The 24,178-nt window shown below is 61.1% G+C and carries 21 protein-coding genes and 1 pseudogene; 6 read left to right on the top strand and 16 right to left on the bottom strand.

Annotated features, from left to right (window positions below; genetic code table 11):
* Window positions 1-6: 6 nt before the first annotated feature.
* The gene (locus N2603_RS26065; RefSeq protein ID WP_260384383.1) at window positions 7-804 is read right to left on the bottom strand and encodes a gluconate 2-dehydrogenase subunit 3 family protein; all 798 of its coding nucleotides are present in this window, start codon (window positions 802-804) and stop codon (window positions 7-9) included.
* 486 nt (window positions 805-1,290) lie between these two features.
* Complete coding sequence (locus N2603_RS26060; protein ID WP_260384382.1) at window positions 1,291-1,491, bottom strand: ATP-binding protein; 201 nt, start codon at window positions 1,489-1,491, stop codon at window positions 1,291-1,293.
* Between the two features lie 717 nt (window positions 1,492-2,208).
* Here N2603_RS26060 and N2603_RS26055 point away from each other — a divergent pair.
* Entirely contained in the window at window positions 2,209-3,585 is a 1,377-nt protein-coding gene (locus N2603_RS26055; protein ID WP_260384381.1) for a helix-turn-helix domain-containing protein, read from the top strand.
* Between the two features lie 279 nt (window positions 3,586-3,864).
* On the opposite strand, the gene N2603_RS26050 is transcribed toward N2603_RS26055, so the two are convergent.
* The 4 genes from N2603_RS26050 to msrB form a co-directional block, all read right to left on the bottom strand.
* Window positions 3,865-4,893 (bottom strand): transaldolase, encoded by a 1,029-nt coding sequence (locus tag N2603_RS26050; RefSeq protein WP_260384380.1) that lies wholly within the window; start codon window positions 4,891-4,893, stop codon window positions 3,865-3,867.
* A gap of 122 nt (window positions 4,894-5,015) precedes the next feature.
* The gene (locus N2603_RS26045; RefSeq protein ID WP_212459323.1) at window positions 5,016-5,270 is read right to left on the bottom strand and encodes a DUF2171 domain-containing protein; all 255 of its coding nucleotides are present in this window, start codon (window positions 5,268-5,270) and stop codon (window positions 5,016-5,018) included.
* A gap of 163 nt (window positions 5,271-5,433) precedes the next feature.
* The gene (msrA, locus tag N2603_RS26040) at window positions 5,434-5,946 is read right to left on the bottom strand and encodes a peptide-methionine (S)-S-oxide reductase MsrA (protein ID WP_260384379.1); all 513 of its coding nucleotides are present in this window, start codon (window positions 5,944-5,946) and stop codon (window positions 5,434-5,436) included.
* A gap of 2 nt (window positions 5,947-5,948) precedes the next feature.
* Window positions 5,949-6,401 (bottom strand): peptide-methionine (R)-S-oxide reductase MsrB, encoded by a 453-nt coding sequence (gene msrB, locus N2603_RS26035; protein WP_260384378.1) that lies wholly within the window; start codon window positions 6,399-6,401, stop codon window positions 5,949-5,951.
* Window positions 6,402-6,726: 325 nt separating this feature from the next.
* Here msrB and N2603_RS26030 point away from each other — a divergent pair, with 325 nt between their 5' ends.
* Window positions 6,727-7,416: a redoxin domain-containing protein gene (locus N2603_RS26030; RefSeq protein WP_260384377.1), complete on the top strand. Its 690-nt coding sequence runs from the start codon at window positions 6,727-6,729 to the stop codon at window positions 7,414-7,416.
* Between the two features lie 99 nt (window positions 7,417-7,515).
* On the opposite strand, the gene N2603_RS26025 is transcribed toward N2603_RS26030, so the two are convergent.
* Window positions 7,516-8,556, bottom strand: coding sequence for a LysR family transcriptional regulator (locus N2603_RS26025; protein WP_260384376.1), 1,041 nt, complete (start codon window positions 8,554-8,556; stop codon window positions 7,516-7,518).
* A 480-nt stretch (window positions 8,557-9,036) separates the two neighbouring features.
* On the opposite strand from N2603_RS26025, the gene N2603_RS26020 reads away from it, so the two are divergent.
* From N2603_RS26020 to N2603_RS26010, 3 genes and pseudogenes are all read left to right on the top strand, one after another.
* The gene (locus N2603_RS26020) at window positions 9,037-10,041 is read left to right on the top strand and encodes a helix-turn-helix domain-containing protein (protein ID WP_260384375.1); all 1,005 of its coding nucleotides are present in this window, start codon (window positions 9,037-9,039) and stop codon (window positions 10,039-10,041) included.
* A 199-nt stretch (window positions 10,042-10,240) separates the two neighbouring features.
* Window positions 10,241-10,786 (top strand): carboxymuconolactone decarboxylase family protein, encoded by a 546-nt coding sequence (locus N2603_RS26015; protein WP_260384374.1) that lies wholly within the window; start codon window positions 10,241-10,243, stop codon window positions 10,784-10,786.
* Between the two features lie 43 nt (window positions 10,787-10,829).
* Window positions 10,830-11,191, top strand: a pseudogene (locus N2603_RS26010) (DUF488 domain-containing protein).
* Here N2603_RS26010 and N2603_RS26005 read toward each other — a convergent pair.
* The 8 genes from N2603_RS26005 to N2603_RS25970 form a co-directional block, all read right to left on the bottom strand.
* Window positions 11,188-11,685, bottom strand: coding sequence for an OsmC family protein (locus N2603_RS26005; protein ID WP_260384373.1), 498 nt, complete (start codon window positions 11,683-11,685; stop codon window positions 11,188-11,190). The pseudogene N2603_RS26010 and the gene N2603_RS26005 overlap by 4 nt on opposite strands.
* Window positions 11,682-12,392, bottom strand: a complete 711-nt coding sequence (locus N2603_RS26000) for an antibiotic biosynthesis monooxygenase family protein (RefSeq protein ID WP_260384372.1) — start codon at window positions 12,390-12,392, stop codon at window positions 11,682-11,684. Before N2603_RS26000 ends, N2603_RS26005 begins: the two co-directional genes overlap by 4 nt.
* Before the next feature lie 241 nt (window positions 12,393-12,633).
* Window positions 12,634-13,380, bottom strand: coding sequence for a ferredoxin reductase (locus N2603_RS25995; RefSeq protein ID WP_260384371.1), 747 nt, complete (start codon window positions 13,378-13,380; stop codon window positions 12,634-12,636).
* Entirely contained in the window at window positions 13,373-13,978 is a 606-nt protein-coding gene (locus N2603_RS25990; RefSeq protein WP_260384370.1) for a sulfite oxidase-like oxidoreductase, read from the bottom strand. The genes N2603_RS25995 and N2603_RS25990 overlap by 8 nt, the downstream gene beginning before the upstream one ends.
* A 113-nt stretch (window positions 13,979-14,091) precedes the next feature.
* Complete coding sequence (locus N2603_RS25985) at window positions 14,092-14,505, bottom strand: cupin domain-containing protein (protein WP_260384369.1); 414 nt, start codon at window positions 14,503-14,505, stop codon at window positions 14,092-14,094.
* A 410-nt stretch (window positions 14,506-14,915) separates the two neighbouring features.
* Complete coding sequence (locus N2603_RS25980; RefSeq protein ID WP_260424258.1) at window positions 14,916-14,975, bottom strand: hypothetical protein; 60 nt, start codon at window positions 14,973-14,975, stop codon at window positions 14,916-14,918.
* Window positions 14,976-15,358: 383 nt separating this feature from the next.
* Window positions 15,359-15,640 carry a DUF427 domain-containing protein gene (locus tag N2603_RS25975; protein ID WP_260384368.1) on the bottom strand — a complete coding sequence of 94 codons (282 nt, stop codon included), beginning with the start codon at window positions 15,638-15,640 and terminating at the stop codon, window positions 15,359-15,361.
* Window positions 15,641-15,871: 231 nt separating this feature from the next.
* Window positions 15,872-16,756 (bottom strand): LysR family transcriptional regulator, encoded by an 885-nt coding sequence (locus N2603_RS25970; RefSeq protein ID WP_260384367.1) that lies wholly within the window; start codon window positions 16,754-16,756, stop codon window positions 15,872-15,874.
* A gap of 252 nt (window positions 16,757-17,008) precedes the next feature.
* On the opposite strand from N2603_RS25970, the gene N2603_RS25965 reads away from it, so the two are divergent.
* A complete protein-coding gene (locus N2603_RS25965; RefSeq protein WP_260384366.1) occupies window positions 17,009-23,494 on the top strand; it encodes an AAA family ATPase in 6,486 nt (2,161 codons plus the stop codon).
* On the opposite strand, the gene N2603_RS25960 is transcribed toward N2603_RS25965, so the two are convergent.
* The gene (locus N2603_RS25960) at window positions 23,404-23,727 is read right to left on the bottom strand and encodes a response regulator transcription factor (protein WP_260424257.1); all 324 of its coding nucleotides are present in this window, start codon (window positions 23,725-23,727) and stop codon (window positions 23,404-23,406) included. The genes N2603_RS25965 and N2603_RS25960 overlap by 91 nt on opposite strands.
* Window positions 23,728-24,178 lie beyond the last annotated feature (451 nt).

The following is a 24,178-nucleotide window of genomic DNA, read 5'->3' as shown; positions in this document are numbered from 1 at the left end:
CTTCCCTTAGGCGAAGTCGGCGATGGATTTCGGATCGGCGGCACCCGGGAAGGGCTTGCCACGGAAATCGACCATGTCTTGGGAATGAACCGCGGGGAGACCTGGATAGCCGATCGCCTTCCAAAACACCTTGCCGACATTGCCGCCGTAAACGGGATCGGCGAAACAAGCTTGCTCAAATAGCGGATAGACGAGTTCGTTGAACCACGAGGCGAGCTGGACGCGCTCGTCCGTCACCTTGCCGTCCGCGATTTCATGGAGAAATCGGTCGACGCCACTCTCATCCAATTCACTAAAGGCCTTGCCATTGCGTTTCCGGCAGGCCGCATTCGCGGCAGCGAGGCCCGCCTTGAAAAACTGCTCGGGTGTGAGCGGCAATTGATAGCCCAGTTCAGGCTTACCCTCTCGCCAGGGTCCGCGCATATAGAGGCGCGCGCCCTTACCGAAACCGCCTGCCAGTTGTCGGTCGATGTAGGCTGCAAGCCCGCAATCGACGCCGCCGGGTGTCAGCGCATCCGCAGGACACATGACGTTGACCATCACCTCGACGAAGCCGGCTTCGTCCGGGCCGAATGACAGATAGCCGGGCACTGGCGACGGCAACTTGGCAGTGACAGTACTCGCGGAAGCACCCACGGATTGGGAGGAGGAGGCCGGTTCGGATGCTTCCGCGAGCGCCGCGGTTGTCGCGACGGTTCCTGTCAGGACACCCGGAGCCAGCGAAGCGGCGCCGGTGGCAGCGGCAACGCCGAGAAAGCCTCGACGATTCGGACGGAAAGTTTTGTCGCTTTGGTCATTGGTCATCGGAGTTGCAGTCCACTTTTTTATCGCGGCATAATCGCGTGATCATCCATCTGCGAGGCGTCTCTCTGTGCGGCGGAAGCGTGGGTCGCCTCATGCCCACGCAGCAAGGTGACTCGCCGCAACGGCTTCGATCACTGTTTCAATCGTTTTGGAGGCGACCGCTTGTGCTCGGCCGGCCCAGCAGATCCAAAGATCGGACGCAGCCGACGAAATCGGAAATTACCTTTGGTCATGCATTCGATAGGCGGAGGTGTCGTCGTCCAAAAGCGCTGTGCGCGCGTGCGTCCCGTCCGTCTTCGATCAGCCATCGAGGAGTGTGCCGAACTCGAGGTGTCGGGCGGCGTAGGAAGACATGAAGGGGTACTTCGCGATCACCTTTTTTCCATCGCGTCGCAACGCTTGGAAAACACCATGTGCCAGCCGCGATCCGTACCTTGGCCGGACAGCTCTTGCGGCACCTCCGTGTGGAGCAGGGCGGGGCGGCTTTTAGTAGGCGACTGCGAGCGCGCCGTCGCCGAAGGGCATTTCAAGCCGGTTCATTGCCGGATTGTCCAGGATACCGCCGCGGCAAGCGGGGCGAGCCGTGTGTCTGGACGAACGGCAACGGATGCGTGCTTCTTCGCGCATGCCGCTCATCGCCTCCACAGCGTTGATAATCAAATTGAAGATTGCTTGCTGTAGTTGCACCCGATCTGCTTGGACAGTCAGCTAGGGCCCCGCGAAGTGCGTCAGTACTGATGCGCCGTTTTTCGTCACCTCACTACGCGTCAGCTTGAGCACGTCGCGGATCGTCCCATTGATCTCCACGCGCTCCTTCTTCGGTGGCGCCTCCTTGAAGAGGCCACAGCCCGCGGATCCGGTAGATCACGTCACTGGCTCGATAAGCGTCCCTCACGATGCAATCGAGCGCTTGTCGTACCTCGTCTAGGTCTGGCGGCCGATGAGCCAGAAAGTGCCGAGCGGCCTGAGCGTTAGCGACTATCGTCGCAATGCGCTGCGTCGCTTCAGCAATATTGTCTGACTCGGCGCCCACATGTCCACTGTCGATCATGGCGTTCTCCTTTGGATGTTCGGAGCGGAACACAAGACCGCGAAGGTCTGTCTCACGGCTGAGCATCCAACAAATGATCCAGCCACTCTTGGAGGGATTTGATCCGGACCGGAGGCCCTTGCTTTTTTACTAGGAAGTTTGATCTATTGTTGCGGGGGTCCACCTTGCTAATAGGGTTCCGTCGCGGCGATTGCGGGGGCACTCCGCGCGGTATACCTTGATGCTGGTGCGATAATGCTTTTTGGCATCGCGGTGCTTTGAGGGCGCCGTTCGCCACGGCAGCGCGTTTCGCCACAGTTTGAAACTGGTCGGCGCGCGCCAGTGCTATAAGCTACCATCGCGAACCGGGTGCGATGATGGGACTCTCGGAGCGCTCTGCAAGCTCTCTCGGCACTATCGTGGGACACGCTGAACACGTTTGTTCGGTTGCCGAGGGGGCGACGCCTCCGCCGGGGATAGAAGCGGTATCAAGTTCTTGGCAAAGATCAGCAAATAAATACGGCCTCGATCCAATCGATACCAAGGCGCCACGCATTCTGACGCCTGCTGAACTGAAACATTGTTGCGAACCGCTCGATAAGCTCATCTTCAGCGCCCAGGAAGAGATAGATCAATTATACGGGGTTGTCCGCGAAGCTGGATATACCGTCTTGCTCTGTGATAACTCCGGCGTCGCAGTCGCGCATCGCGGCGAACAAATGCGGGCAAGGGAGTTCCAATATTGGGGAACTTGGCTCGGCGGCGTGTGGTCCGAGGAGGTGGAGGGCACAAACGGCATCGGCACCTGCATCATAGAAGAGCGGCCTGTCACTGTTCACAGAAGCCAGCATTTTAGGTCCAGACACATCAACTTGAGCTGCTCTGGTGCGCCGATCTTCGGGGTTGACGGGGGATTGATAGCAGTGTTGGACGTCTCTGCTGTCGATCCTGAACTCTCGGAACGAGCGCACGCGCTCACTGGTGCGCTCACACTACGATCGGCGTGCGCGATAGAAGAGAGATTTTTTCGTGAGCACTTCCGTCGAGAGTGGATCGTCGCGGTAGCGCCGCCGGGGGGAGGCGCTCCAGGCATGCTGCTGGCGATTGACGGCAACCAACGCATCATGGGCGCAAACCGGCTCGCGCGCATGTCGCTCATGCTCGATGATCGTGGCCTCCGGGCGGGTACCAGCTTGTGGTCGATCTTTGAGCGAAACGTCGACATTTTCCGGCACCGGGACCGGACCGATTTCCCTGTGCGGTTACTGATCGCCGGCAGCAATGATACTCGGCCCGCGCTTGTCACTCCACCGGATCGCCCCGTGACTGCCTCAGACAATCCAACGAGCCATGACCTGCACACGCGGCCGCGCCTGGGCTCGATTGATGTTTCGACCCTGCCGCCAGCACCGCAAGCATGGGGCGGATTGTCGCCGGGCGCAATGCGTCGGGTGCGGGAATACGTGGAAGTGCATTTGGGCGAAACGATCGATCTGTCGATGCTGGCTGGAGTTGCCGGACTATCAGTACATCATTTTGCACGACAGTTTAGGCAATCCGCCGGGGTGACGCCGCATGTCTACCTCACGCAAAGGCGCGTTGAGCGCGCTCAGGAGATGTTGGTTCGGACGGATCTTCCGTTAGCGGAAATTGCGTTCGCCGTGGGCTTTTTCGACCAGGGTCATCTAGCACGTCATTTCCGTCATTTGCTCGGTAAGACCCCTCGAGAGTTTCGGTGGTCGCAACGCTAGAAGCAAAGAGCGTTTGCATCGCCGAAGATTTGCTGAGGAGTAGGTCTGCCGTATGGCCACGACGCTACCTGAGACGCGATCGAGGAATCCGATGCAGCCTGACGCCGGCCTTCACTCCGCGAGAGCGACGCGCGCGACTGCGGCGAGATACGCTGGACGCACCTGCAGCCCAAGATCCGCGAGCAGCCATAGGAGGCTTTGAGGCCTCGAGTTGTTCAGGTGGTGCATCACGATCATCACGGCTCTGCGTTCGCTGTCGGCTGCGGCGACGTCGCGGGCTCACAGGAGGCGTTCTGCGGTCCTGCGGCGGAGCGTCTTCAGATCGTTCGCGAGCTCGCGAATGCCCTCGGACAGCTTCTCGGTCGCCATCGCGTCCTCGTTCATGATCCACCGGAAGGTTGTTTCGTCCATCGGACCCGCGGGGTCCAGGTGTTTTATGTCGACGGCGTCTTCGCTCACGAACCAGTGGCAGATCCCGTCTTCCGCCGTACGAAGGGAGCGTGGCTCTGCGGCGGTGGGCGCCAAGACGCGTTTGAGCTCGCCCCCCTCGGACGCAAGCGCGTCCATGAGGGCTGGCGTGATCGCCAGCCGATCGCATCCGGCCAGCGCCTCGATCTGGCCGGTGTTGCGAAATGACGCCCCCATGACGATCGTCTCGATGCCGTTCGACTTGTAGTATCCGTAGATGTCCCGCACGGACCGGACTCCTGGATCCTCCGCGGCGTCGAAGTCCTTTCCACCAGACTTCTTGTGCCAGTCGTAGATGCGGCCCACGTACGGCGAGATCAGGAAGGCGCCAGCTTCGGCGCTGGCAATCCCCTGCGCCCGATTCAACAGCAAGGTCATGTTGCACTTGACACCCTCGCTTTGGAGGATCTCTGTAGCGCGTATTCCCTCCCACGTCGATGCGAGCTTGATCAGCAGGCGATCGGGTCCGACGCCGCGCTGCTTGTAGGCGTCGATAATCTGGCGCGCCCTCGCGACCAATGCTCCGATATTGAACGACAGGTTGGCGTCCACCTCGGTGGACACAAAGCCTGGCACGAGTCGCAAGAGCTCGACGCCGACGGAGACTGCGAGCCGGTCGGCAGTCGCGGCGGCGACGCGTGCAGCGTCGCCGCTCCGTTTTCGTCCCCATGTCAACGCTTCTTCGACAATATTCGTGTACTCGGGATTGTCGATAGCTTTCAGGACGATCGTTGGATTCGTCGTGCAGTCTGCCGGCTTGAGACGCGCCACCGCACGAAGATCGCCCGTGTCGGCGACCACCGTTGTCATTGCGCGTAGTTGATCCAGCTTCGACGCCAAGGCCTCTTCCTCTCGATGTCGGCTCAAGCCGTGCATGCACCATGCCTGCGAATCGGTTTCCTGTCGTCGGTTCGCGCTTTTTTATGCCTCGCGCGTGGCCAGGGTCGTCGGGTCTTCTTTCGTCAGACGGGCTTTCCCGATTGCTCCTCTTCGAACGTCACCGCTACCGCCGCGTTTGCCGAGAGGCGAACCCTTTGTCCCTCGACGTCGGCGATCAGCCCGAGGTCGATGAAATGCGCGTGGCCCTTGTGCTGGCCCTCGCCGCTGTCGCGCTTGGCGAGCCTGATGCGACCGTTGGCGACACCGTCGACAGTGCCGACGTGAACACCGTCCGCGCCGATCACTTCCATGTTCTGGACGATCTTGTTCGTGGTCATCCCGTCTCTCCTTGTGGTTTCGCCGGCTATGGCGAAGTTAAGCGTGCTCCGCCAGACGGAGACCCGCGGAAGCGCGGGTATTGGCGAGGGTGCGTCGCACCCCTCGTTTCACGAAGCGAAGTAAGGCTGCATCCGGCACCGTCCACACGTCCCTGCGCCGCACTCAGGCGGCGCTTCTGCGCGGAAGCTTCCACTGCGGGCGGACGAAGTGGCAGGTGTAGCCATTCGGGTAGCGTTCCAGGTAGTCCTGGTGCTCGGGCTCGGCCACCCAGAAGTCGCCAGCGGGCGAAACCTCCGTCACCACCTTGTCCGGCCACAGCCCTGAGGCCTCCACGTCGGCGATGGTGTCCTCGGCGACGCGGCGTTGTTCCTCGCTCGTGTAGAAAATCGCCGACCTGTAGCTCGCGCCTCGGTCGTTTCCCTGCCGGTTGGGCGTCGTCGGGTCGTGGATCTGGAAGAAGAATTCCAGCAGGTCGCGGAAGCTCGTCTGACCCGGGTCGAACGTGATCTCGATCGCTTCCGCGTGCTTGCCGTGATTGCTGTACGTGGCGTTCTTGACGTCGCCGCCCGAGTATCCAACCTGCGTTGAGACGACACCGGGCAGGCGTCGCACCAGTTGCTGCATTCCCCAAAAGCAACCCCCTGCCAGGATTGCGCGTTCTGTAGTCGCTGCCATCGTCAGGCCTCCTGCTTTGCGAAGAGCTTTGCGTACGCGCCGTAGCCCTCGCTCTCCAATTGGTCGCGGTGGATGAATCTCAAGGAGGCCGAGTTCATGCAGTACCTCAACCCGCCCTTGTCGCGCGGCCCATCCGGGAAAACGTGGCCAAGGTGGCTGTCGCCGTGCCTGGAGCGAACCTCCGTCCGTGCCATGCCGTGCGAGCTGTCAACGTTCTCGACGACGTTTGCAGCCTCCAGGGGCCGCGTGAAACTCGGCCATCCCGTCCCGCTGTCGAATTTGTCGAAGGATGCGAAGAGCGGCTCGCCGGAAACCACGTCGACGTAGAGGCCAGGCTCCTTGTTGTTCCAGTATTCGTTGGCGAAGGGGCGCTCGGTCCCGGCGGTCTGCGTGACGCGGTACTGCTCGGGAGTCAACTTCGAGACGGCTTCGGGGTTTTTCCTATAGATCGCCATTCGCCGTACTCCTCTTTGTTCAGCATTGAGGATAGGCACCGGGTGGTCGACCGTCCAATCACCTCCGGCTATCGAAACGATGCCATGCGGATCGACACCCGGAGGTGTTTCAATCTGCTGGGACCGATTTTATCGGCCCAGGCGACGGGTCTGAGAAATGCGGGAACAGGACTTCGAATCGGCGCTCGCCCGACTATTCCTAAAGATAATTCGTCAACGACTTCCATTCCAAAGTTGAATTTTAGTTTCCTGGAACGCACGGTCACCATGCAAGAAACATACGCGGACAGGTGCTGCGAGGGGCCCCGTTGGGCGGAGAACCAGAATGGACGACGAAGTTTCGAAGGGGCGCCCGGTTAGTACGACGATCGAACCCTCCGCGGAGACCTTGAGCGGTTTTCGCACGCTGGATATCCGAACCGACCGGTTGATTTCATCATGGCTGAGAGAGGCGGGGGTTCCTGACGGCGCCCTGAAGGTGAACGAATCTGCGCCCGATTTCCTTCTCCCCGAGGCAAATGGCAAGCTCGTTTTATCTTTGGAATTGCGACAAACTGCACCGTTGATCGTCACCTTCGTTTACGGGACCTGGTCCCCATTGTGCGCAGCTGGACTACGGGTTCTTCACGGGGCCACCCCCAGAATCCGCGCTGCCGGCGCCAGAGCAATTGCCATAACGCCCGAGACTGGAGACTTGGCACGCAATCTCAAATGCGATCACCGATTGGATCTGGAAATCCTCTCCGACCTGGATCTTGGGGTGAGCCTTTCGTTCGGCCTGTTGTCCGTGGTGCCGGCCGAGATAAGGAGCCGTCTCTTGCAGCGCGGCCTTGATCTCTCCGCTCCCCATGGCTTCTCCTTTTGGATGTTGCCAATGCCGGCCACCTATGTCCTCGATCAACGAGGGATCGTCCGTCGAGCGTGTGTTGGGCCGGACTCCATCACGGGAGCGACGACCGAAACCGTGCTTGCTGCCCTGTCCGAATTGGATAGGCCGCCTAAGCCTCGCCCTTAGGCTAACCGGAAACGAGACGAGTCAATTCAAGAGGTTACGGTGGGTGACTGCAACTGCGTCGTGGGCTTGTCCCTCGGCCATCAACGACTTCGGGCCACTTTAGCAACGACGGTTGGATGCCCGCGACAAGCTTGGGCGTGAGGAGGCGGGACCGGGACCTGTGATCTGGATCAAGGAGCCTGCACCTTGTGCGTCAACCTTGCGAACATTGACCTTGCTCGAGGCAGGGGCAGACGCGCAGCGGAGTTTGTCCAGTGCACTCGTCCAGTCACGAACACGAGCGACCTTGATAAAGGCGTCAAGCGCGGGCGAATACTGCCTCCCCGCCACGGCCAGAAGGTGCACCTCGCGCCGGACGGGGGCGCCCTCAATTGGAATCGTGGCGAGCGACGGCAGCCTTGGAGCGTGCTCTGGCGCCAGGATGGCCCCAAAACCGGCGGACGCCATTTCCTGAAGATGGCTTTCCTGATCGCTCCTGTGCACAACCTTAGGGCCTGGCTGGTCGGAAAAACAAGCCTGTTTGAATCGGCCGGCGACTTCGCATCCGACCCTCTCGAGAAATTCCACCTCATGCAAGTCTTTGAGTGGGATAACGGTTTGCCTCGCCATCGGATGCTTCAGAGACAAGACGAGCACGTACCGCTCCTCGAACAGCCGCCAGCGATCGATACGCTCAGGTAGCTCCACGGCGTCACCGACGAGTGCGGCATTGATCTCGCCATCCAAAAGCATCGCAATGAGCCCGTTGGCATCCGCCTCGCGCAGATCGACTCGCAGGTCAGGGATAATCCTGGCGACTTCCAGGAGCAATTCCGTAACGAGTGCGGCGGAGACTGACGGCACCAGCCCGATCTTGAGCGGGGCGATTGTCTTCTTTTGATAGCTTCGCGCCTGAAGCCGTACCGCCTCGGCGGCGGCAAATATCTTCTCCAGTGTGGGCAAAACCATCTTGCCCAGCTCGGTGAGCTGGGTGAGGTGACGCTCACGGTGAATCAACGCGCCACCGAGTTCTTGCTCTAACTTTTGTACTGCCTTTGTCAGCGCCGGCTGCGTCACATTGCATTGCTCTGCAGCCCGCGTAAAATTGAGCGTCCTTGCTAGAGCTAAGAAATATCGCACCTGATAAAACTGCAGCTGCATACTCATACTCGAAAGACTTGCCCTCGTTCGGACCGTTCCAGTTCGTTGCCGTAGCAGGCAGAGCCGATGGCCAAGCGGTTTGTCGCGGAGTTTCCACGGAACCCGATATTGTGCGCCGGCTCGGAATTGCCGATCCGCGTCTTGCGCAAAGTGTTCTCACCGACGCTGTTTCCTATTAGCGCCGCGGTTGCGTACAACATCATAGGCGAGTCCAGTCATATGTCAGGGTTTGCGTCGGGATCGGCTCGGTCGTCTTTTCATCAAGTGCTTTTTGCTCATTAGGATCTCCTAAGGTCTCAGTTCTGAAACGTCGGAATGAGGGCGCGGCAAGCCCACGTTCGTCAAAGAGGTTCCCAGCTTCCGCCCAGGCCGCCGGTCAGGGCGCAGACGCGCACCGTCTTAGCCATAAAGCAGTACCAGAATTTGCAATTGTCCTGTCCCAAGAATAGGACATCAGCTCACCCCGAGAGTCCGAAACAAATGTCCGATCGTCCAAATCTTGTATTGCCTCGATCCGATCTCGATGTGCTGATGGCAACCTTGGATGTCGACGTCATTGGGCTCATCGAGTGTTTGGTCAGTCCAGGTTGGCGCCTGTCGTTCGGGAGCGCGGACGCGCCGGCTATCCACTACAACCTTTCCGGAACCGGACGAATGGTCGTGGGTGGTCTCTCCGCATTTCCTCTGGAACCTCACACCCTGGTCATAACGCCGGCCAAGAAGCCGTTTCACATCGAGGTCGATGATCGCACAGCGGCCAGGACAGTGAATGTGGTCGAAGCGCAATGGGATCCGCGCTTAGGCGAGCGTATCCAGCGATTCGTCGCCGGGGACGTCGACCCGACGGTGATGCTGATCTGCGGGTACTTTCGCGCCACCTACGGCTTGTCGATCGACCTCTTTGCTGACCTTTCCACGCCGATTGTCGAGCGCTTCGAACCCGGCGATGAACTGGGGTCAAAGTTGCAGGCTGCGTTGGCAGAAATCAGCGGCCGACAGGTTGGAATGCAGGCGATGACGACCGCCATCCTGAAGCAGGTGCTCGTCACGCTCGTCCGCCGGAGTTTGAATTCGACCAGCGTTTGGCTCGAACGCTTTTCTATCCTGAGTGACCGTCAAATCGCCCACGCGTTTGCCGATATGGTGGCGCGGCCATCGGCCGATCACTCTGTCATGGCCTTGGCGCAGAAGGCCGGCTTGAGCCGATCCGCATTCATGGCGCGCTTTGTGCGTGCAATCGGATGTTCGCCGATGGTCGCGCTCCGGCAAATGCGGATGAAGCGTGCAGCCGATATGCTCGCCGCGAAAACATTTTCAGTTGAGCAGATCGCGCGGTCGGTCGGTTATAGGAGCTGTAGCAGCTTTCTCCGTGCATTTCGCCAAGTGCATGGGTACGCCCCGGCAGAATCCGAGGGTAAGGGGCGCTCCGCGCATGGTCAGCGCGGCGGGTCGGGCGCAGCTGAGGACGAAGGCCGGGACAGGTGACATTGGTGCGCCGGTCGGTGCTCAGTCGATGACCTGCTGTTATCGATTGCATGATCAAGAAACATGCCCGCCGCGGCGTGACGCGCGCTAGCTTTCGAGGCACTCCAGTGGCCACCACTGGCTGAGACGGTCGGAGTCAGTGACGGCCTGCATCGTCACGAACCGAATAATCGTTCGCGGTCTACGGTAGGAGGATCAAATGCCGCGTATTGCCATTCCGAAACGTGAGGACGCCCCCGCGGAGTCCAAGCCTATCCTCGACAACGTTGACAAGATGCTGGGCTTCGTGCCCAACCTGCACCGCCTCATGTCGATCAGCCCTAACGCGCTCTCCGGCTGGGCTACCCTCATGGGATCGCTCGCGAAGACCCTGGACGTCAAGACGAGAGACGGGATCTCGCTGGCGGTGTCGGAGGCGGACGGGTGCGACTACTGCCTGGCCGCGCACAGCTTCATCGCGGGCAACCTGGCCAAAATCCCGGCGGACGAAATCGGGCTGAACAGGGAGGGCCGCTCGAGCGATCCCAAGCGCCAGGCTGCGGTCGCCTTCGCGAAGGCGCTCATCGAGACGCGCGGCAAAGTTTCCGACGCCCAGTTTGCGGCGGTCAGGGATGCTGGGTGGACAGACGCCAACATCGTCGAGATGATCGCGCTGACTGCCCAGTTCCTTTTGACCAACTTCATGAACAATGCGGTGCAGACCCCGATCGATTTTCCCAAGGTCAGTCCCGCAAAGGCAGCCTGACGCGAGGTGCCTTCCTTTGGAGAGGGGAGGGCTGCAGAATCCAATGTCTCGACGGTCCCCGCGGCCTGGTGTCAAGCGCGTCTACGAGCGCCCGAGGCCTCGGACGGCACGAGGGTGCTCGTCGACCGCATCTGGCCGCGCGGGCTCACGAAGGAGCATGCCAGCGTCGACGTGTGGCTGAAGGACATCGCCCCGAGCGCCGGCCTCAGGACCTGGTTTGGCCATGACCCGAACCGGTGGCGCGAGTTTCACAAGCGATACTTCGAGGAGCTCCGCGCCAATCACGCCGCAGTTGAGCACCTGACGGATCTTGTATCGACGGGGAAAGTCACGCTGCTCTTCGGCGCGCACGACACCGAGCGCAACAACGCCGTGGCGCTCGCGGACTATCTCGCGGCACACTAGTCGGGGTCGATGTACGGGATCGAAAGCTCGCTCAAGTCGTCGTCATAGCTTGCCGCTTGCCCGACGTCGACGTTATCGTTCGTGCGGATGTCGGCGCTTAGGCCGAGCGTCCGCCCGACGGGACACATGTTCGCAGCCTGCATCAGTTGGGCGCGCTCTTCGTCGCCAAGGTTTCCTTCGAGCCTGATGGAGCGATCGAAGGAGTCGCGGCCGCCATCCCCGCCATGGTGGTACGACACGGCTACCTCGACGTGGGAGAGCGGGATTTTCCGCCTTCGCGCCTGCAGCCGTATCGTCATCGCCGTGCACGCGGCGAGCGAAGCGCTTAGCAACTCGTAGGGGTTCGCCCCCGCTGCCGTGCCGCCGCTGCCGTCGAAGCCGCCGATCGAAAACACCGATGCGCCGGCACGGCCGTTAAGGGTGCCAGCGCCGTCAAGGTCGCCGGCCACCTCAGCCTGTGGGCGAGGGGCTCTATCGTCGTTCGAATTCGTCATCGTGCTTTCCGGAGCGGTGTCAAGGCGTGGAGGGTCTCGCCGCCGTTGGCGTGTGCGTAGTACTGAGGCGCCTCGCGACGGTCGTATTTCCCGTAGTCGCGCACGATCCGCACTCTCCGGACCCTTGCCTTGTCATTCGGTTCGGAAGCGTCCTCGTAGGCCTGCGCTGCTGCGGCGTCCTTCCAGGATATGAGGAGAATCAGCTCGCCGGGCGTGAGTATGGCGTCGAAGATGTCCCAGGACGTGCAGTCGGCGGCCCACGGGTTCAGGCCGAGCCACTCGGCGCAGTCGTACGGGTTGTTAGTCTGCTTCCACTCCGCGGGGCGCGTCGCGTTGATCAGCGTGACCGTCGTTCCTTCCCCGACTTCGGTCTCGTCGAGCCGCTGCTCCGTGAGGGCGTACCCCGCGGGCACCCCATTATCAGCAGTGATCTGGCCGACGCGGAGGTGGTAGTCTGCGAGGATTTCGTCGCGGCCCTTCCGCTGGACCTCGTGATGGCGCCTGTGGGTGCGCCATCGGACGAGCGATTTCTCGTCCCGCCAGTTCGAAAACGAAAGGATCCAGCCCTCGCGGGTCAGGCTCCTGTAGCGGATGTTGTCGATGAAGCCCTCGACCTGCTCCAGCTCGGGGCGCAGCATCTTGGCGTTATCAAGGTAATCATCCCAGTTCTCTTTATTGGGGAGGGCCTCGAAAATCACTGAAAACATGTTCGTATCCCGCTCTTAGAGTGTGCGACGCAGTCGATTTCGATGTCGAATTGCCCAGGCTAGGCGCGCTCTTCACGGCAGAAGACCTTCATCATCGATCGTTTTGGACAGTATCCACGCGGCTCCCGTTTCGTTGACTGTTGCGTCTTCTTGCATTCGGCGCGACCATAATCGCCACAGGCCGCGCGGATAATCTGGCATTTGCGAAACTATCCTCTCGCAAAGCGATAGGAGTCGTCTCTCAAGTGCCGTAGCGTTCGGTCTTGATCGCCCTCGCTTCCAGTCCCAAGGCTAGGGCGGCGTCCGCCGCGATGTCGACGAAGGCGTTCGACCCGCACACGAAAGCGCAGCCGGGAGACATAGGCAGCCGTGCCGCGACGTCAGCGACCATCCTGGCGTCGATCCGCCTGCTGAAGTCGGTGCGGCGCTTCGCAGGCTCGCGTGTCAGCGCCAAGGCGAGCGCGAAATCGGGAAGCGAGCTCTCGAGCTCGAGGAGCTCGTCCCTGAACAGCACGTCACCCCAGGTCCTGGAGGAGAGCGACAGCGCGACAGGCACCGGCTCGCCGCTGGCCTTCCGATACCGGATCATGGCCATGAGCGGCACGACGCCGGAGCCGGCGCCGATCAAAAGCACTGGTTTGTTGGAAGGCCCGGGCCAGAGAAAGTGTCCGCCAAGCGGCCCGCGAAGCTCGATCATGTCGCCTACTTGGGCGACGTCGTGGAAGAACGGGGAGACCTCGCCGTCCGGGAGGCGCTCGATCGCCAGCTCGATCAGCCTGGAATCGCTCGGGGCCGAGGCGATCGAGTAGCTGCGCATGGCAGTGTAGCCGTTGGGCGCGGTCAGCCGCACGTCAACGTGCTGTCCGGCCGTATGGTCAAACGTTTCGGGGAGGCGGAGAAAGAAGCTTTTGATAGCCGGCGTCCTCGTCGCAATCTCGACAATCGCGCAGCTCTGCCATTGCGCGGTTGCGGCAATCGCTTCAGTCATTCGTGTATCGCTGCTCACGCCACGGATCGCCGTACATGTGGTACCCTCGCAACTCCCAGAAGCCGGCCTCGTCACGCTCCGTGAACTGAAGCCCGTTCACCCACTTCGCCGACTTCCAGAAGTAGAGATGTGGCACGAGCAGGCGCGCCGGTCCCCCGTGGTCGCGCGGCAGCGGCTGGCCTTCGTACCTGAGCGCGACCATGGCCTTCCCCGTCGTGAGGTCCGCGAGTGGCACGTTGGTGGAGTATCCGTCGTAGCAATGTGCGAGCGCAAACGGAGTGGGTGCGGTAAGGCCAGCGTCGGCGAGGATGTCGTCGACGGCCACGCCCTCCCAGGCCGTGTTGAGCTTCGACCACGAGGTCACACAGTGGATGTCTCGCGTCATCCTGGTTCGAGGGAGCGCGTTGAACTCCGACCAGCTCCACGCTTTGACCGGACGAGGGCCGACCTTTAGCGTGAAAGTCCAGTCCGCGGGCTCGATCTGCGGCGTGGGGCCGGCCGTAAGCACCGGGAAATTGTCGACGAGGTGCTGCCCCGGGGGAATCCGGTCCGATGGTTCGGATCCGGATTGGCGGCTTGTGAAACCGCGAGTGACCATGGTGGATTTCCTCCGTGCCGGCGCGTGGCATCAATCATCTGGCGGTCGCGAGCGGCCGGCGCCCGGACCCGCGCGCGTGCGGTCACGAACGCCGCGCGCCGCGGTCGCCGCCCCTAGGGGAACGTCAGGCCGAAAGCGGCCGGATCGGGCTTCTCGCCTTTCCGTGGGACCAAGAAACGCTCCAGCCCACCCGGCACGAAGCTGAGCAGCAGGGTCGCCTGGTCGCCGACCACCTCGATCGTATGCGGCACACCGCGGGGAAGAGCTGCGTAGGCGCCCGGTCCCACCTCGACACGGGCATCGCCGACCCGCGCGATGAGCTTGCCCTGCACCACGTAGAGCAGCTCGTCCTCGCGCGAGTGGGTGTGCAGCGGCGGCTCCTCTCCGGCCCGCACCGTCCACATGACAGCGCCATATTCGCCTCCGGACTGGCTGCTCTCCACTTTCATCTCGATGCTCGAGCCTCCGCTCGAGGTCACCGTCTCGCCGCCGTGGGGCGGCGTGAGAATCGGCTGCTGGACTGACATTTCGTAGCCTCCTATGTTGGACCTTTGTTCGACTTCGCAGTGGCGGAGAAAGGTTGCCGCTCACAACGTACCGAGAAGCATGGAATTTCGCGGGGCGAATGGGAAATGACGTCACGCCATGAAGTCGATAGCCGTGCGTTATAACGGCCCTCCGCCTCTGAATCGGATTGACGTGCGCGCGAGGCCGACTGCTGCTGCAGCTCGGTCAGCACCCTGACGGCCTCGGTGAGTTCAGGGCTTCCTGTTGGCTGAGTTGACCAATCTTCTCATGCAGCCACTCTATCTCGAGTTCCGCCTTAACGTTGATGCGGTAGTCCTTCTCCCCGGCTTCGCGATCGATGTCCTGCTACCGGTTCTGGCTCATCATGATGACCGGCGCCGCGAGGCGGCCTGGAACGAAAGCGCGAGATTTAGAGAATGAACGGGCAGGGATCCCAGCCCCTGATCGCGCCCACCAGGTTGGCGGTTATCCCGACGATCAGGATCGCGCTCTGGACAATGACGAAGCTCCAGGATCCATGACGGGGCGACCACGTCCGCGATCCGTTGGTCCGGCGTCAGGCGCGCAACGGCCGGGGCTCATGAAGCCGAAGCGAACGCGCTCGCCTGAGCTCGGCGAGCAGGTCGTGCTCCGCCTGTTCCATGCTGTCCTGGTTTTCCGCCTTCTCTTCCACGCACCCGTTCCGCTCGCTGGCGGGGCCGACGCGGCCTGGTCCGTGCCGCGTTCTGATCGCGTCGTTCAGCCGTGGAGTTTCGCGGCGGTCTCCGCGATGGAGCGCCCGCGGTACCAAGCGCCGGCGAGCTCGTCTCGCTCGGTTGCTGCCGCGCGTCGTGCCTGGCGGTCGTCGTCGCACTACCTGACGTCAACCCCGTTCCAGAAAGCCACGTAGTTCTTGATGTTCGCGGCCGCCGTCGACGGCTCCGGGTAATACCACGCAGCGTCCGCGTTGGTCTGTCCGTCGACCACTAACGAGTAGTACCTCGCCATACCCTTCCACGGACAGCGGCTCGTCCTCGAACTCCGCTGTAGGAATTCCTCGCGGACACTCCCGGGCGGGAAATAGTGATTTCCCTCAACGACGATCGTCTTATCCGACTCTGCGATCGTCGCACCGTTCCAAGTCGCTGTCTTCATTCTCTGTTCCTCGTCCTGCTGTTGTTGCGATGAATCCGACGCTATCGCACGCCGCGGCCGCCGCGAAATAACGATCGGGAATGGACTACATAGCGTTACGTTTCGCGGGCCAAGCCACTGTGACGCAGTGTCTGGGCGATCGATTGGCTGGAAACGGTTGGGCGCCGGCGTGCATGTCGTGGTCATGCGGGCGCGCTCGCCAACTCCGGGAGCGGCGTGCAGCATGCCGTGCTAAGGGATTTCGACCGACCAATCGCGAAGCCGGGCGACCTTGACGAAAGCGTCCAGCGCGGGCGAGTAGCGGCGCCCCTGCACAGCCAGCAGCCGCACCTCCCGCGAAACCGGGGCGCCTTCGAGCGGAATGGTCTTGAGCGTCGGAAGGTGCGGCATGTGCTCGGGCGCGAGTATCACGCCGAAGCCGGCCGCGGCCATGTGCTGCAGGTGCAAGTCGTGACCGCTGCAATAGCCGAGCCGGAGCGGTTCCTCGGGGAAATACGACCGTTGGATCTTCGGGGCGATTTCGCATCCGGCGCGTTCCAGCAAGACGGTCTCGCGGAGGTCGTCGATGCCGATCGAGGGACGGTTTGCGAGCCGGTGTGTCGGCGCGAGAACCACGACGTAGCGCTCCTCGAACAGTAACCAGTCATCGATGCGGGCAGGCATGTCCTGCACGTCCCCGACCATTGCGGCGTTGATGTCCCCCTCAAGCAAGAGGTCGACGAGCTTCTCCGCTGCGCCCTCACGCAGCTCGACGTGAAGCCCAGGGACTAACTTTGCGATCTCCGCGATCGGATCGAGGACGAGCGACGCCGAGATGGAGGGGGCGAGGCCGATCTTCAGTGGCGCGACCTCCTTGCGTTGGAACTCCTGGGCTCTGCGACGCACCGCCTCTTCCGAGGCCAATGTGCGCTCCAGCATCGGAAGGACTTCCTTCCCAAGGTCCGTGAGCTGCGTCAACTGGCGCTCGCGGTAGATCAACTGGCCGCCTAGCTCCTGCTCGAGCTTCTGAACCCCCTTGGTCAGGGCGGGCTGCGTGACATTGCACTGCTCGGCTGCGCGGGTGAAATTGAGTGTGGACGCGACGGCGAGGAAGTAGCGAACTTGATGAAGCTCCATGGATTGTTCTCTTTCCTTCCGGGTCGCAGTTGCGCTCCGAGTTCCCTTGGAACCAGCGGGCAGGGCACTTATTGACTCGTGTGCGCCGCCGCAGCGAGTAAAGCCCGGCAAATCGCTCCAAATTGCTGCTAAGAGAAGGAAGATCTCCGTCCGCGCATCCGGCAAAACTAAGGGACGGGAGGCCGCGCGTGTGGCGCACGAAGAGCTTGATCAGCCGACTTCAAGCCGAAGCCCGACGTCGGAGTCTGACAGATGGTGCAGCAGTCGCTGAACGTCGCGTACTCGGACGGTAGCTCTCAGGTGTTGTGGGAGGACGGCGAGCGCGTGTTGAGCCGTGGCTGGCGACTGGACGACAATGGCAACCGGCTCGCCGTGCTGCTTGATGCCCGTGCCATCGACCAACCGTCCCGCTCAAGACTCGATCGCCTCGCTCACGAATTGAGCTTGAAGGATGAGCTGGACGCAGCCTGGGCTGTGCGACCGCTCAGGGTGGAGCGCGGCAGCGGCCGCACCATGCTGCTGGTGCTCGAGGATCCGGGCGGCGAGCCGCTCGCTAGGCTGCTCGGCTCACCGATGGATGTGGGAGGCTTCTTGGCCCTCGCGATCGGTGCTGCAATAGCTATAGGCAAGCTCCACCAGCGCGGCCTCATCCACAAGGACATCAAGCCAGCTAACATTGTGGTGCACTGCGCCGATGGACACGTGCGGCTCACCGGATTTGGCATCGCATCGCGCCTGTCCCGCGAGCGGCAGGCGCCCGAGCCGCCCGAGACCATCGCCGGTACGCTTGCCTACATGGCACCCGAACAAACCGGGCGGATGAACCGCTCGATCGACGCCCGCAGCGATCTCTACGCCCTCGGCGTCACGCTGTACCAGATGCTCACGGGCGTTCTGCCCTTAACGGCGGGCGATCCCATGGAGTGGGTGCACTGCCATATTGCCAGAAAGCCGGTGCCGCCAGGGGAGCGGTTAGAGAGTGTCCCAGCGCCCGTCTCGGCGATCATCATGAAACTGCTCGCCAAGACACCCGAGGATCGCTACCAGACCGCCGGCGGCGTCGAGCGCGATCTGCGACGCTGCCTGGCGGAATGGGAAGCGCGCCGCCGCATCGATGACTTTCCGCTCGGCCTGCAGGACACGCCGAACCAGCTGCTGATCCCCGAAAGGCTGTACGGACGAGATCGTGAGATCGCGACGTTGCTTTCCAGCTTCGATCGCATCATCAAGACCCGTAAGCCAGAGTTGGTGCTTGTCTCAGGATATTCCGGCATCGGCAAGTCCTCAGTCGTCGACGAACTACACAAGGTGCTGGTCCCGCGGCGCGGCCTGTTCGCGTCCGGCAAGTTCGACCAGTACAAGCACGATATCCCCTACGCGACACTAGTGCAGGCTTTTCAAAGTCTCGTCCGGCTTCTCCTCAGCAAGAGCGACACCGAGTTGGCAAGCTGGCGCCACGCGCTTCTAGAGGCGCTGGGATCGAACGGGCGGCTAATCATCGACCTCATACCCGAACTCAAGCTAATCATCGGAGACCAGCCACCGGTTCCTGAGTTGCCGCCACAGCAGGCACGAAGCCGTTTTCAAATTGTATTTCGACGCTTCATTGGCGCACTTGCCCGACCGAACCAGCCACTGGCGCTCTTCCTCGACGACCTGCAGTGGCTCGACGCGGCGACGCTTGATCTGCTGGAGGATCTGTTGCAGCCAGATCTGGAGCACCTCATGCTGATCGGTGCCTATCGCGACACCGAAGTCGCTGCGGCCCATCCGCTAATGAGAAAGCTCGACGCTATCAAGGCCGCTGGCGGAAAGGTCGTGGAGATCAAACTGTCGCCGCTCGCCCAAGAGCACCTTGAGCAGTTGGTCGCGGACGCTCTTCGCTGCGAGTTAGAGCACGCTGCGCCGCTTGCGAAGCTGGTGCACGTGAAGACCGGCGGCAATCCGTTTTTCGCCATTCAGTTCCTGTCTTCGCTCGTCGAGGAAGGATTACTCAAATTCGATCATGATGGCGCGCGCTGGTCCTGGGATATCGACCGCATTCACGCCAAGGACTACACCGATAACGTCGCTGATCTTATGGTCGGGAAGCTAACCCGCCTGCCGACCGAGGCGCAGAATGCATTGCAGGAGCTGGCTTGTCTTGGAAACATTGCCGAGAGCACAGTACTTTCGATGGTACTTGGGATTTCGGAGGAGAAACTCGATACGATTCTGTGGCCGGCCCGCCATCAGGAGTTGGTCGAGCGTGTGGCAGGCGCTTACCGGTTCGTCCACGATCGCGTTCAGGAAGCCGCCTATGGGCTAATCCCGGAGCAACTGCGCGGCGAGGCGCACCTTCGAATAGGGAGACTGCTCGCGGCGCAGACATCTCCGGATAAACGGGACGCGGCGACCTTTGAAATCGTTAATCAGCTCAACCGAGGTCTTGGTTTGATCACATCGGTCGATGAACGCGCGCAGGCCGCGGAATGGAACTTGGCAGCAGGTCGGCGCGCCAAAGCATCGGCTGCCTACGTTTCGGCGCTCAGTTACTTTATCACCGGTCGAGGCCTATTGGCGGAGGGTTGCTGGGAGCACCGGTGGGAGCTCATCTTCGCACTCGACCTCCATCGCGCCGAATGCGAGCTCTTGACTGGCGCGCTCTCGGACGCAGAAAACCACTTGGCTGCATTATCTGCTCGCGTCACGGATATGGCTGATCGGGCGGGTGTGGCGCGCCTCGGAATCGACCTTTACCTCACGCTCAATCAGCCCAGCCGCTCGGTCGCCGTCGGTCTCGAGTACCTAAGGTACCTCGGCATCAGCTGGTCGCCGCATCCGACGGATGAGGAGGCGCGCCAAGCGTATCAGCGTGTCTGGTCGGAGCTCGGCCAGCGCGCGACCGAGGAGCTGATCGCCCTTCCCTTGATGACCGAGCCGGCATCCCTCGCCGAGCTAGATGTCCTGAACCGGCTCTCTTCGCCGGCGCAATACACCGACCTCAACCTCTACACGCTCGTCGTCTGCCAAATGCTGCGTCTTACCTTGGATCGTGGCAACAGCGACGCGTCTGCCGTCGCCTATGGTCGGCTTGGAATGATCGCCGGGCTGTGGTTCGGCGAGTACGAGGGCGCGTACCGCGTTGGGCAACTCGCTTGTGAGCTCGTCGAGCAGCGTGGACTATGGCGTTTCCAGGCGGGTGTGTATCTGAACTTCGGAAATATGGTCATGCCTTGGACAAGGCATATCAGAACATGCTGCGAACTCATCGGCAGCGCATTTGATGCGGCGCAGAAAACCGGCGACCTCGTGTATGCAGGGATCTGCTCCGGGCTGAGGGTCCTGAATCTTCTTGCGGTCGGTGATGCGCTTGCCGACATCGAACGTGAAGCTGAAAGGGTACACTCAGGCCACATACAGCTTGGCACAAACCTTGAAATCGTCGGTGTGGCACTCGCTATCGTGCGAATGCTGCGCGGCACAACGGCAAGATTCGGCTCCTTGGATGCCGGGCAGTTTGATGAGCAGCGAATCGAACGCGATTTCGCGAACACTTCGGACGTGACGGCCGCCCAATGCTTGTATTGGATCTGCAAGTTGCAGGCCCGCTTTTTGGCTGGTGACTATGCGACGGCGGTTGATGCTGCATCGAAGGCGCAGCCGCTTCTGAGCATGTCCCTCACGATCATGGAGGCGGCCGACTATCACTTCTACGGCGCCTTGTCGTACGCGGCGTTTTGCGATTCGATGCCCGCCAGCCAGCGGACGCCGACTCTGGAGGCCTTGGTCCCTCATCACCGTCAGCTCGCCAGCTGGGCCGCAGCCTGTCCGGAAAACTTCGAGAACCGCGCTGCGTTGGTTGGTGCGGAGATTGCCCGGATTGATGGCCGCGCGTTCGATGCCATGAACTTTTACGAACAAGCCATCCTTTCGTCACGGGCAAACGGCTTTGTCCACAACGAGGCGCTCGCCAATGAGTTGGCGGCGCGCTTTTACACCGCGTGCGGCTTCGAGCAAATCGCGCACCTGTATCTGCGAAATGCCCGCGACTGCTATCTGCGCTGGGGCGCGGACGGCAAGGTGCGCCAACTGGATGCGATGTATCCGCGCCTCAGGATGGAAGAGCCCGCACCTGCTTCGACAAGCACGATCGCAGCGTGTGTCGAGCAACTCGACCTCGCAACGGTGATCAAGGTGTCGCAGGCCATCTCGGCCGAGATCGTGCTGGAGAAGCTGCTCGAAATGCTTATGCGCACGGCGCTTGAACAGGCTGGCGCCGAACGAGGCTTGTTGATTCTTTCACGCGGAGCTGAGCAACGGATCGCCGCCGAAGCCACGACGGACGGCGATTCGGTGACCGTGCATCTGCGCGACGAGGAGGTGGCTGCGACAGTGCTGCCGGAGTCGGTGCTCCACTATGTCCTGCGCACCCGGGAAAGCGTTATTCTCGACGACGCGTCGTCTCGCAATCTATATTCTGACGATCCCTACATCGTTGAGAATCATCTCCGTTCTATTCTCTGTTTTCCGTTAATCAACCAGGGAAGGCTTACAGGCATCCTCTACCTGGAGAACAATCTGACGCCCATGGCCTTTACGCCCGATCGCGTCGCCCTGTTGACGGTGCTTGCGTCGCAGGCGGCGATCTCACTCGAAAATTCGCGGCTTTATCGCGACGTCGCAGACCGCGAAGGGAAGATTCGGCGTTTGGTCGACGCGAACATCATTGGGATCATCATTGCCGACCGCGAAGGTCGAATTCTTGAAGCCAATGACGCGTTTCTCCGTATCGTGGGATATAACCGTGAAGACCTCGTTTCGGGCCGCGTGCGCTGGACCGAGCTGTCGCCGCCGGAATGGCGCGAGCGCGACATGTTGACTCGGGCGGAACTGAACTCAACCGGGATAGTTCAGCCCTTCGAGAAGGAGTATATTCGGAAAGACGGCAGCCGCGTTCCTGTGCTTATTGGCGTCGCTCTGTTCAGAGAAGGAGGCGACGAGGGCCTAGCATTCGTGCTCGATTTGACAGAGCGCAAGCGCGCGGAGGACCGCCTCCGCGTGCAGCACACCGTCGCGCAGGTCTTGGCGGAAGCGGCCACGATCGAGGAGGTCACTCCGAGAATACTGCGGGCCATGGGCGAGTGTCTGGGATGGGACGTAGGCGCGCTCTGGCGTGTGGACCGGGAGGCCGAGGCGCTGCGCTGTGTCGAGCTTTGGCATAAAGCGTCGATAGAAATCCCCGAATTTGAAAGAGAAAATTGGCAGTTCACCTTCAATCCGGGGGTGGGACTACCGGGCCGGGTGTGGTCCAGCCTTAAGCCCGTATACATTCCGGATGTCGTTCCTGATAAAAATTTGCCGCGCGGACCCATCGCCGAACGCGAAGGACTACACGCGGCCATCGGCTTTCCTATCCTGCTCGGGAGCGAAGTCTTGGGCGTGATCGAGTTTTTCAGCTGCGAGATCAAGCAACCCGATCAAGAGCTGCTCGACATGGTGGCCACTATCGGCAGCCAGATCGGTCAGTTCATTGAACGCAAGCGCGCCGAGGAAGCTCTGATGCGAAGTAAGGATTATTTGGCCGAAGCGCAGAAGCTGACGCATACAGGCAGTTGGGCTTGGGATCCCCGCACGGAACAGGTGCTGTATTGTTCCGAGGAAATGTTCCACATTTACGGCCTGGATCCACGGTCGAGCCGACCTTCTCGAGAAAATTTTCGACTGCAGATCCACCCCGAGGATCGCGAGTGGGTAAAGGAAAGATTTGAGGAGTCACTTCGCAAAAAAATTGACACCTATGCCGAGTACAGGGTTGTGCTGCCAGACGGAATAGTTAGGCACATCAGTGCCTCAGGTCATCCGGTTCTCAACGAAGACGGCGAGCTCATCCAGTTTGTCGGTACCGCTGTAGATGTGACAAAGCGCAAACAAGCTGAGGAATCATTGCGGGAAAGCGAGGCAAATCTCGCCCACATGAACCGCGTGAGCACGATGGGAGAGTTAGCAGCCTCGCTGTCGCACGAAATCGCGCAACCGATCGCCAGCGCACGCAACAACGCGCGGGCGGCCCAGAATTTTCTGAAGATGCTGCCGCCGGACCTGGGCGAGGTCAGGGAAGCGCTTTCCTGTGTCGTCGGAGATGCTGATCGGGCAGGAGAAATCATCGATCGCATCCGAGAGCAAATCAAGAAAGCGCCGCCGCGGAAAGAGTGCTTTGACCTCAACGTGGCAATCAACGAAGTGATCGTATTGGCTCGAAGCGTGACCCTCAGGAATGGCGTTTCGGTCCAGACCCGGCTTGCAGAGGGACTAGTTTCGGTTCTGGGGGATCGCGTTCAGCTGCAACAGGTCTTGCTGAATCTGATTCTGAATGCGGCTGAAGCAATGGGTTCGATGGAGGAGGGGGCGAGAGAGTTGTTGATCAGCACAGAGGACGGCCAAGCAGGCGCCGTCGTGGCCGTGCGCGATTCTGGGCCGGGCATTGATCCGGAACATCTCGACCAGGTCTTTGACGCCTTCTACACCACGAAGCCCAATGGAACGGGCATGGGGCTTTCGATCTGCCGGTCTATCATCCGCGCTCATGGCGGCAAGCTATGGGCGCAGGCGAACGAACCCCGCGGCGCCGTGTTCCAGTTCACACTACCCGGGGGCGGAACGGGAGCTCACGACCCCTTCTCAGGCGAGCCTGCCGACCTGAGTGCCGCGCAAACACATCGTGTGAGATGGTCCTCATCCACCGGCTTACGCAGGTAACACAAGACCCCATCGTTCAGGGCGCAAGCCCGATCAGCATCATTGGGAAAGGCCGTCACGAGGATTGTCGGTATCGCGTTGCCCGTGTCGATAAGATGCCGGTAGAGTTCGAGCCCGGTCATAGCAGGCATATGGATGTCGGCGATCAGGCAAGCTGTTTCGGCAAGCCGCGGGGAGGCGAGAAAATCCGCTGCAGACGCGAAAATTTCGACCGTATAACCCAGCGATCTCATGAGCCTGTACATGGACTCACGAAGGAACCGATCATCTTCGACGACCGAAACTAGTACTTTTTTCATCATACCGCCCATGGCCGTTCGCTAGACGCGTCTGCGGGCAGATAACTATCCAATTATAGTGACACTCACATTGCTTGATATCTGAGAGAATGCCACCAGTGTGCCGCCTGCGCCCCGTAAACTTTGGTTTATCTGGACGATGATTGCGAGCCAATCCGGCATGGCTGTGCTCGAGGCTTCCGCTGGACGAAAGCAGTCGCGGGATCGCAGCGGGCCAACTCTAAGACTCGTCCGAGCGCCCTAAGCCTTCGTATCATCGTCCGCCCCCTTTGGATGCCTGAGCTCAACCTGCGCTCAATTGAGCCGTTGGTGACAATCCTCTTAGTTTTAGTCCATCTGAAATGCGCACTTGCCAAGAGGAGAAAACAATGCCGTACAACTTGGA

This window comes from Bradyrhizobium huanghuaihaiense (genome assembly GCF_025200885.1).
Taxonomy (GTDB): Bacteria; Pseudomonadota; Alphaproteobacteria; order Rhizobiales; family Xanthobacteraceae; genus Bradyrhizobium; species Bradyrhizobium huanghuaihaiense.
Note: the sequence above shows the minus strand (reverse complement) of the source record. Positions and strands in the feature narration are given on the sequence as shown.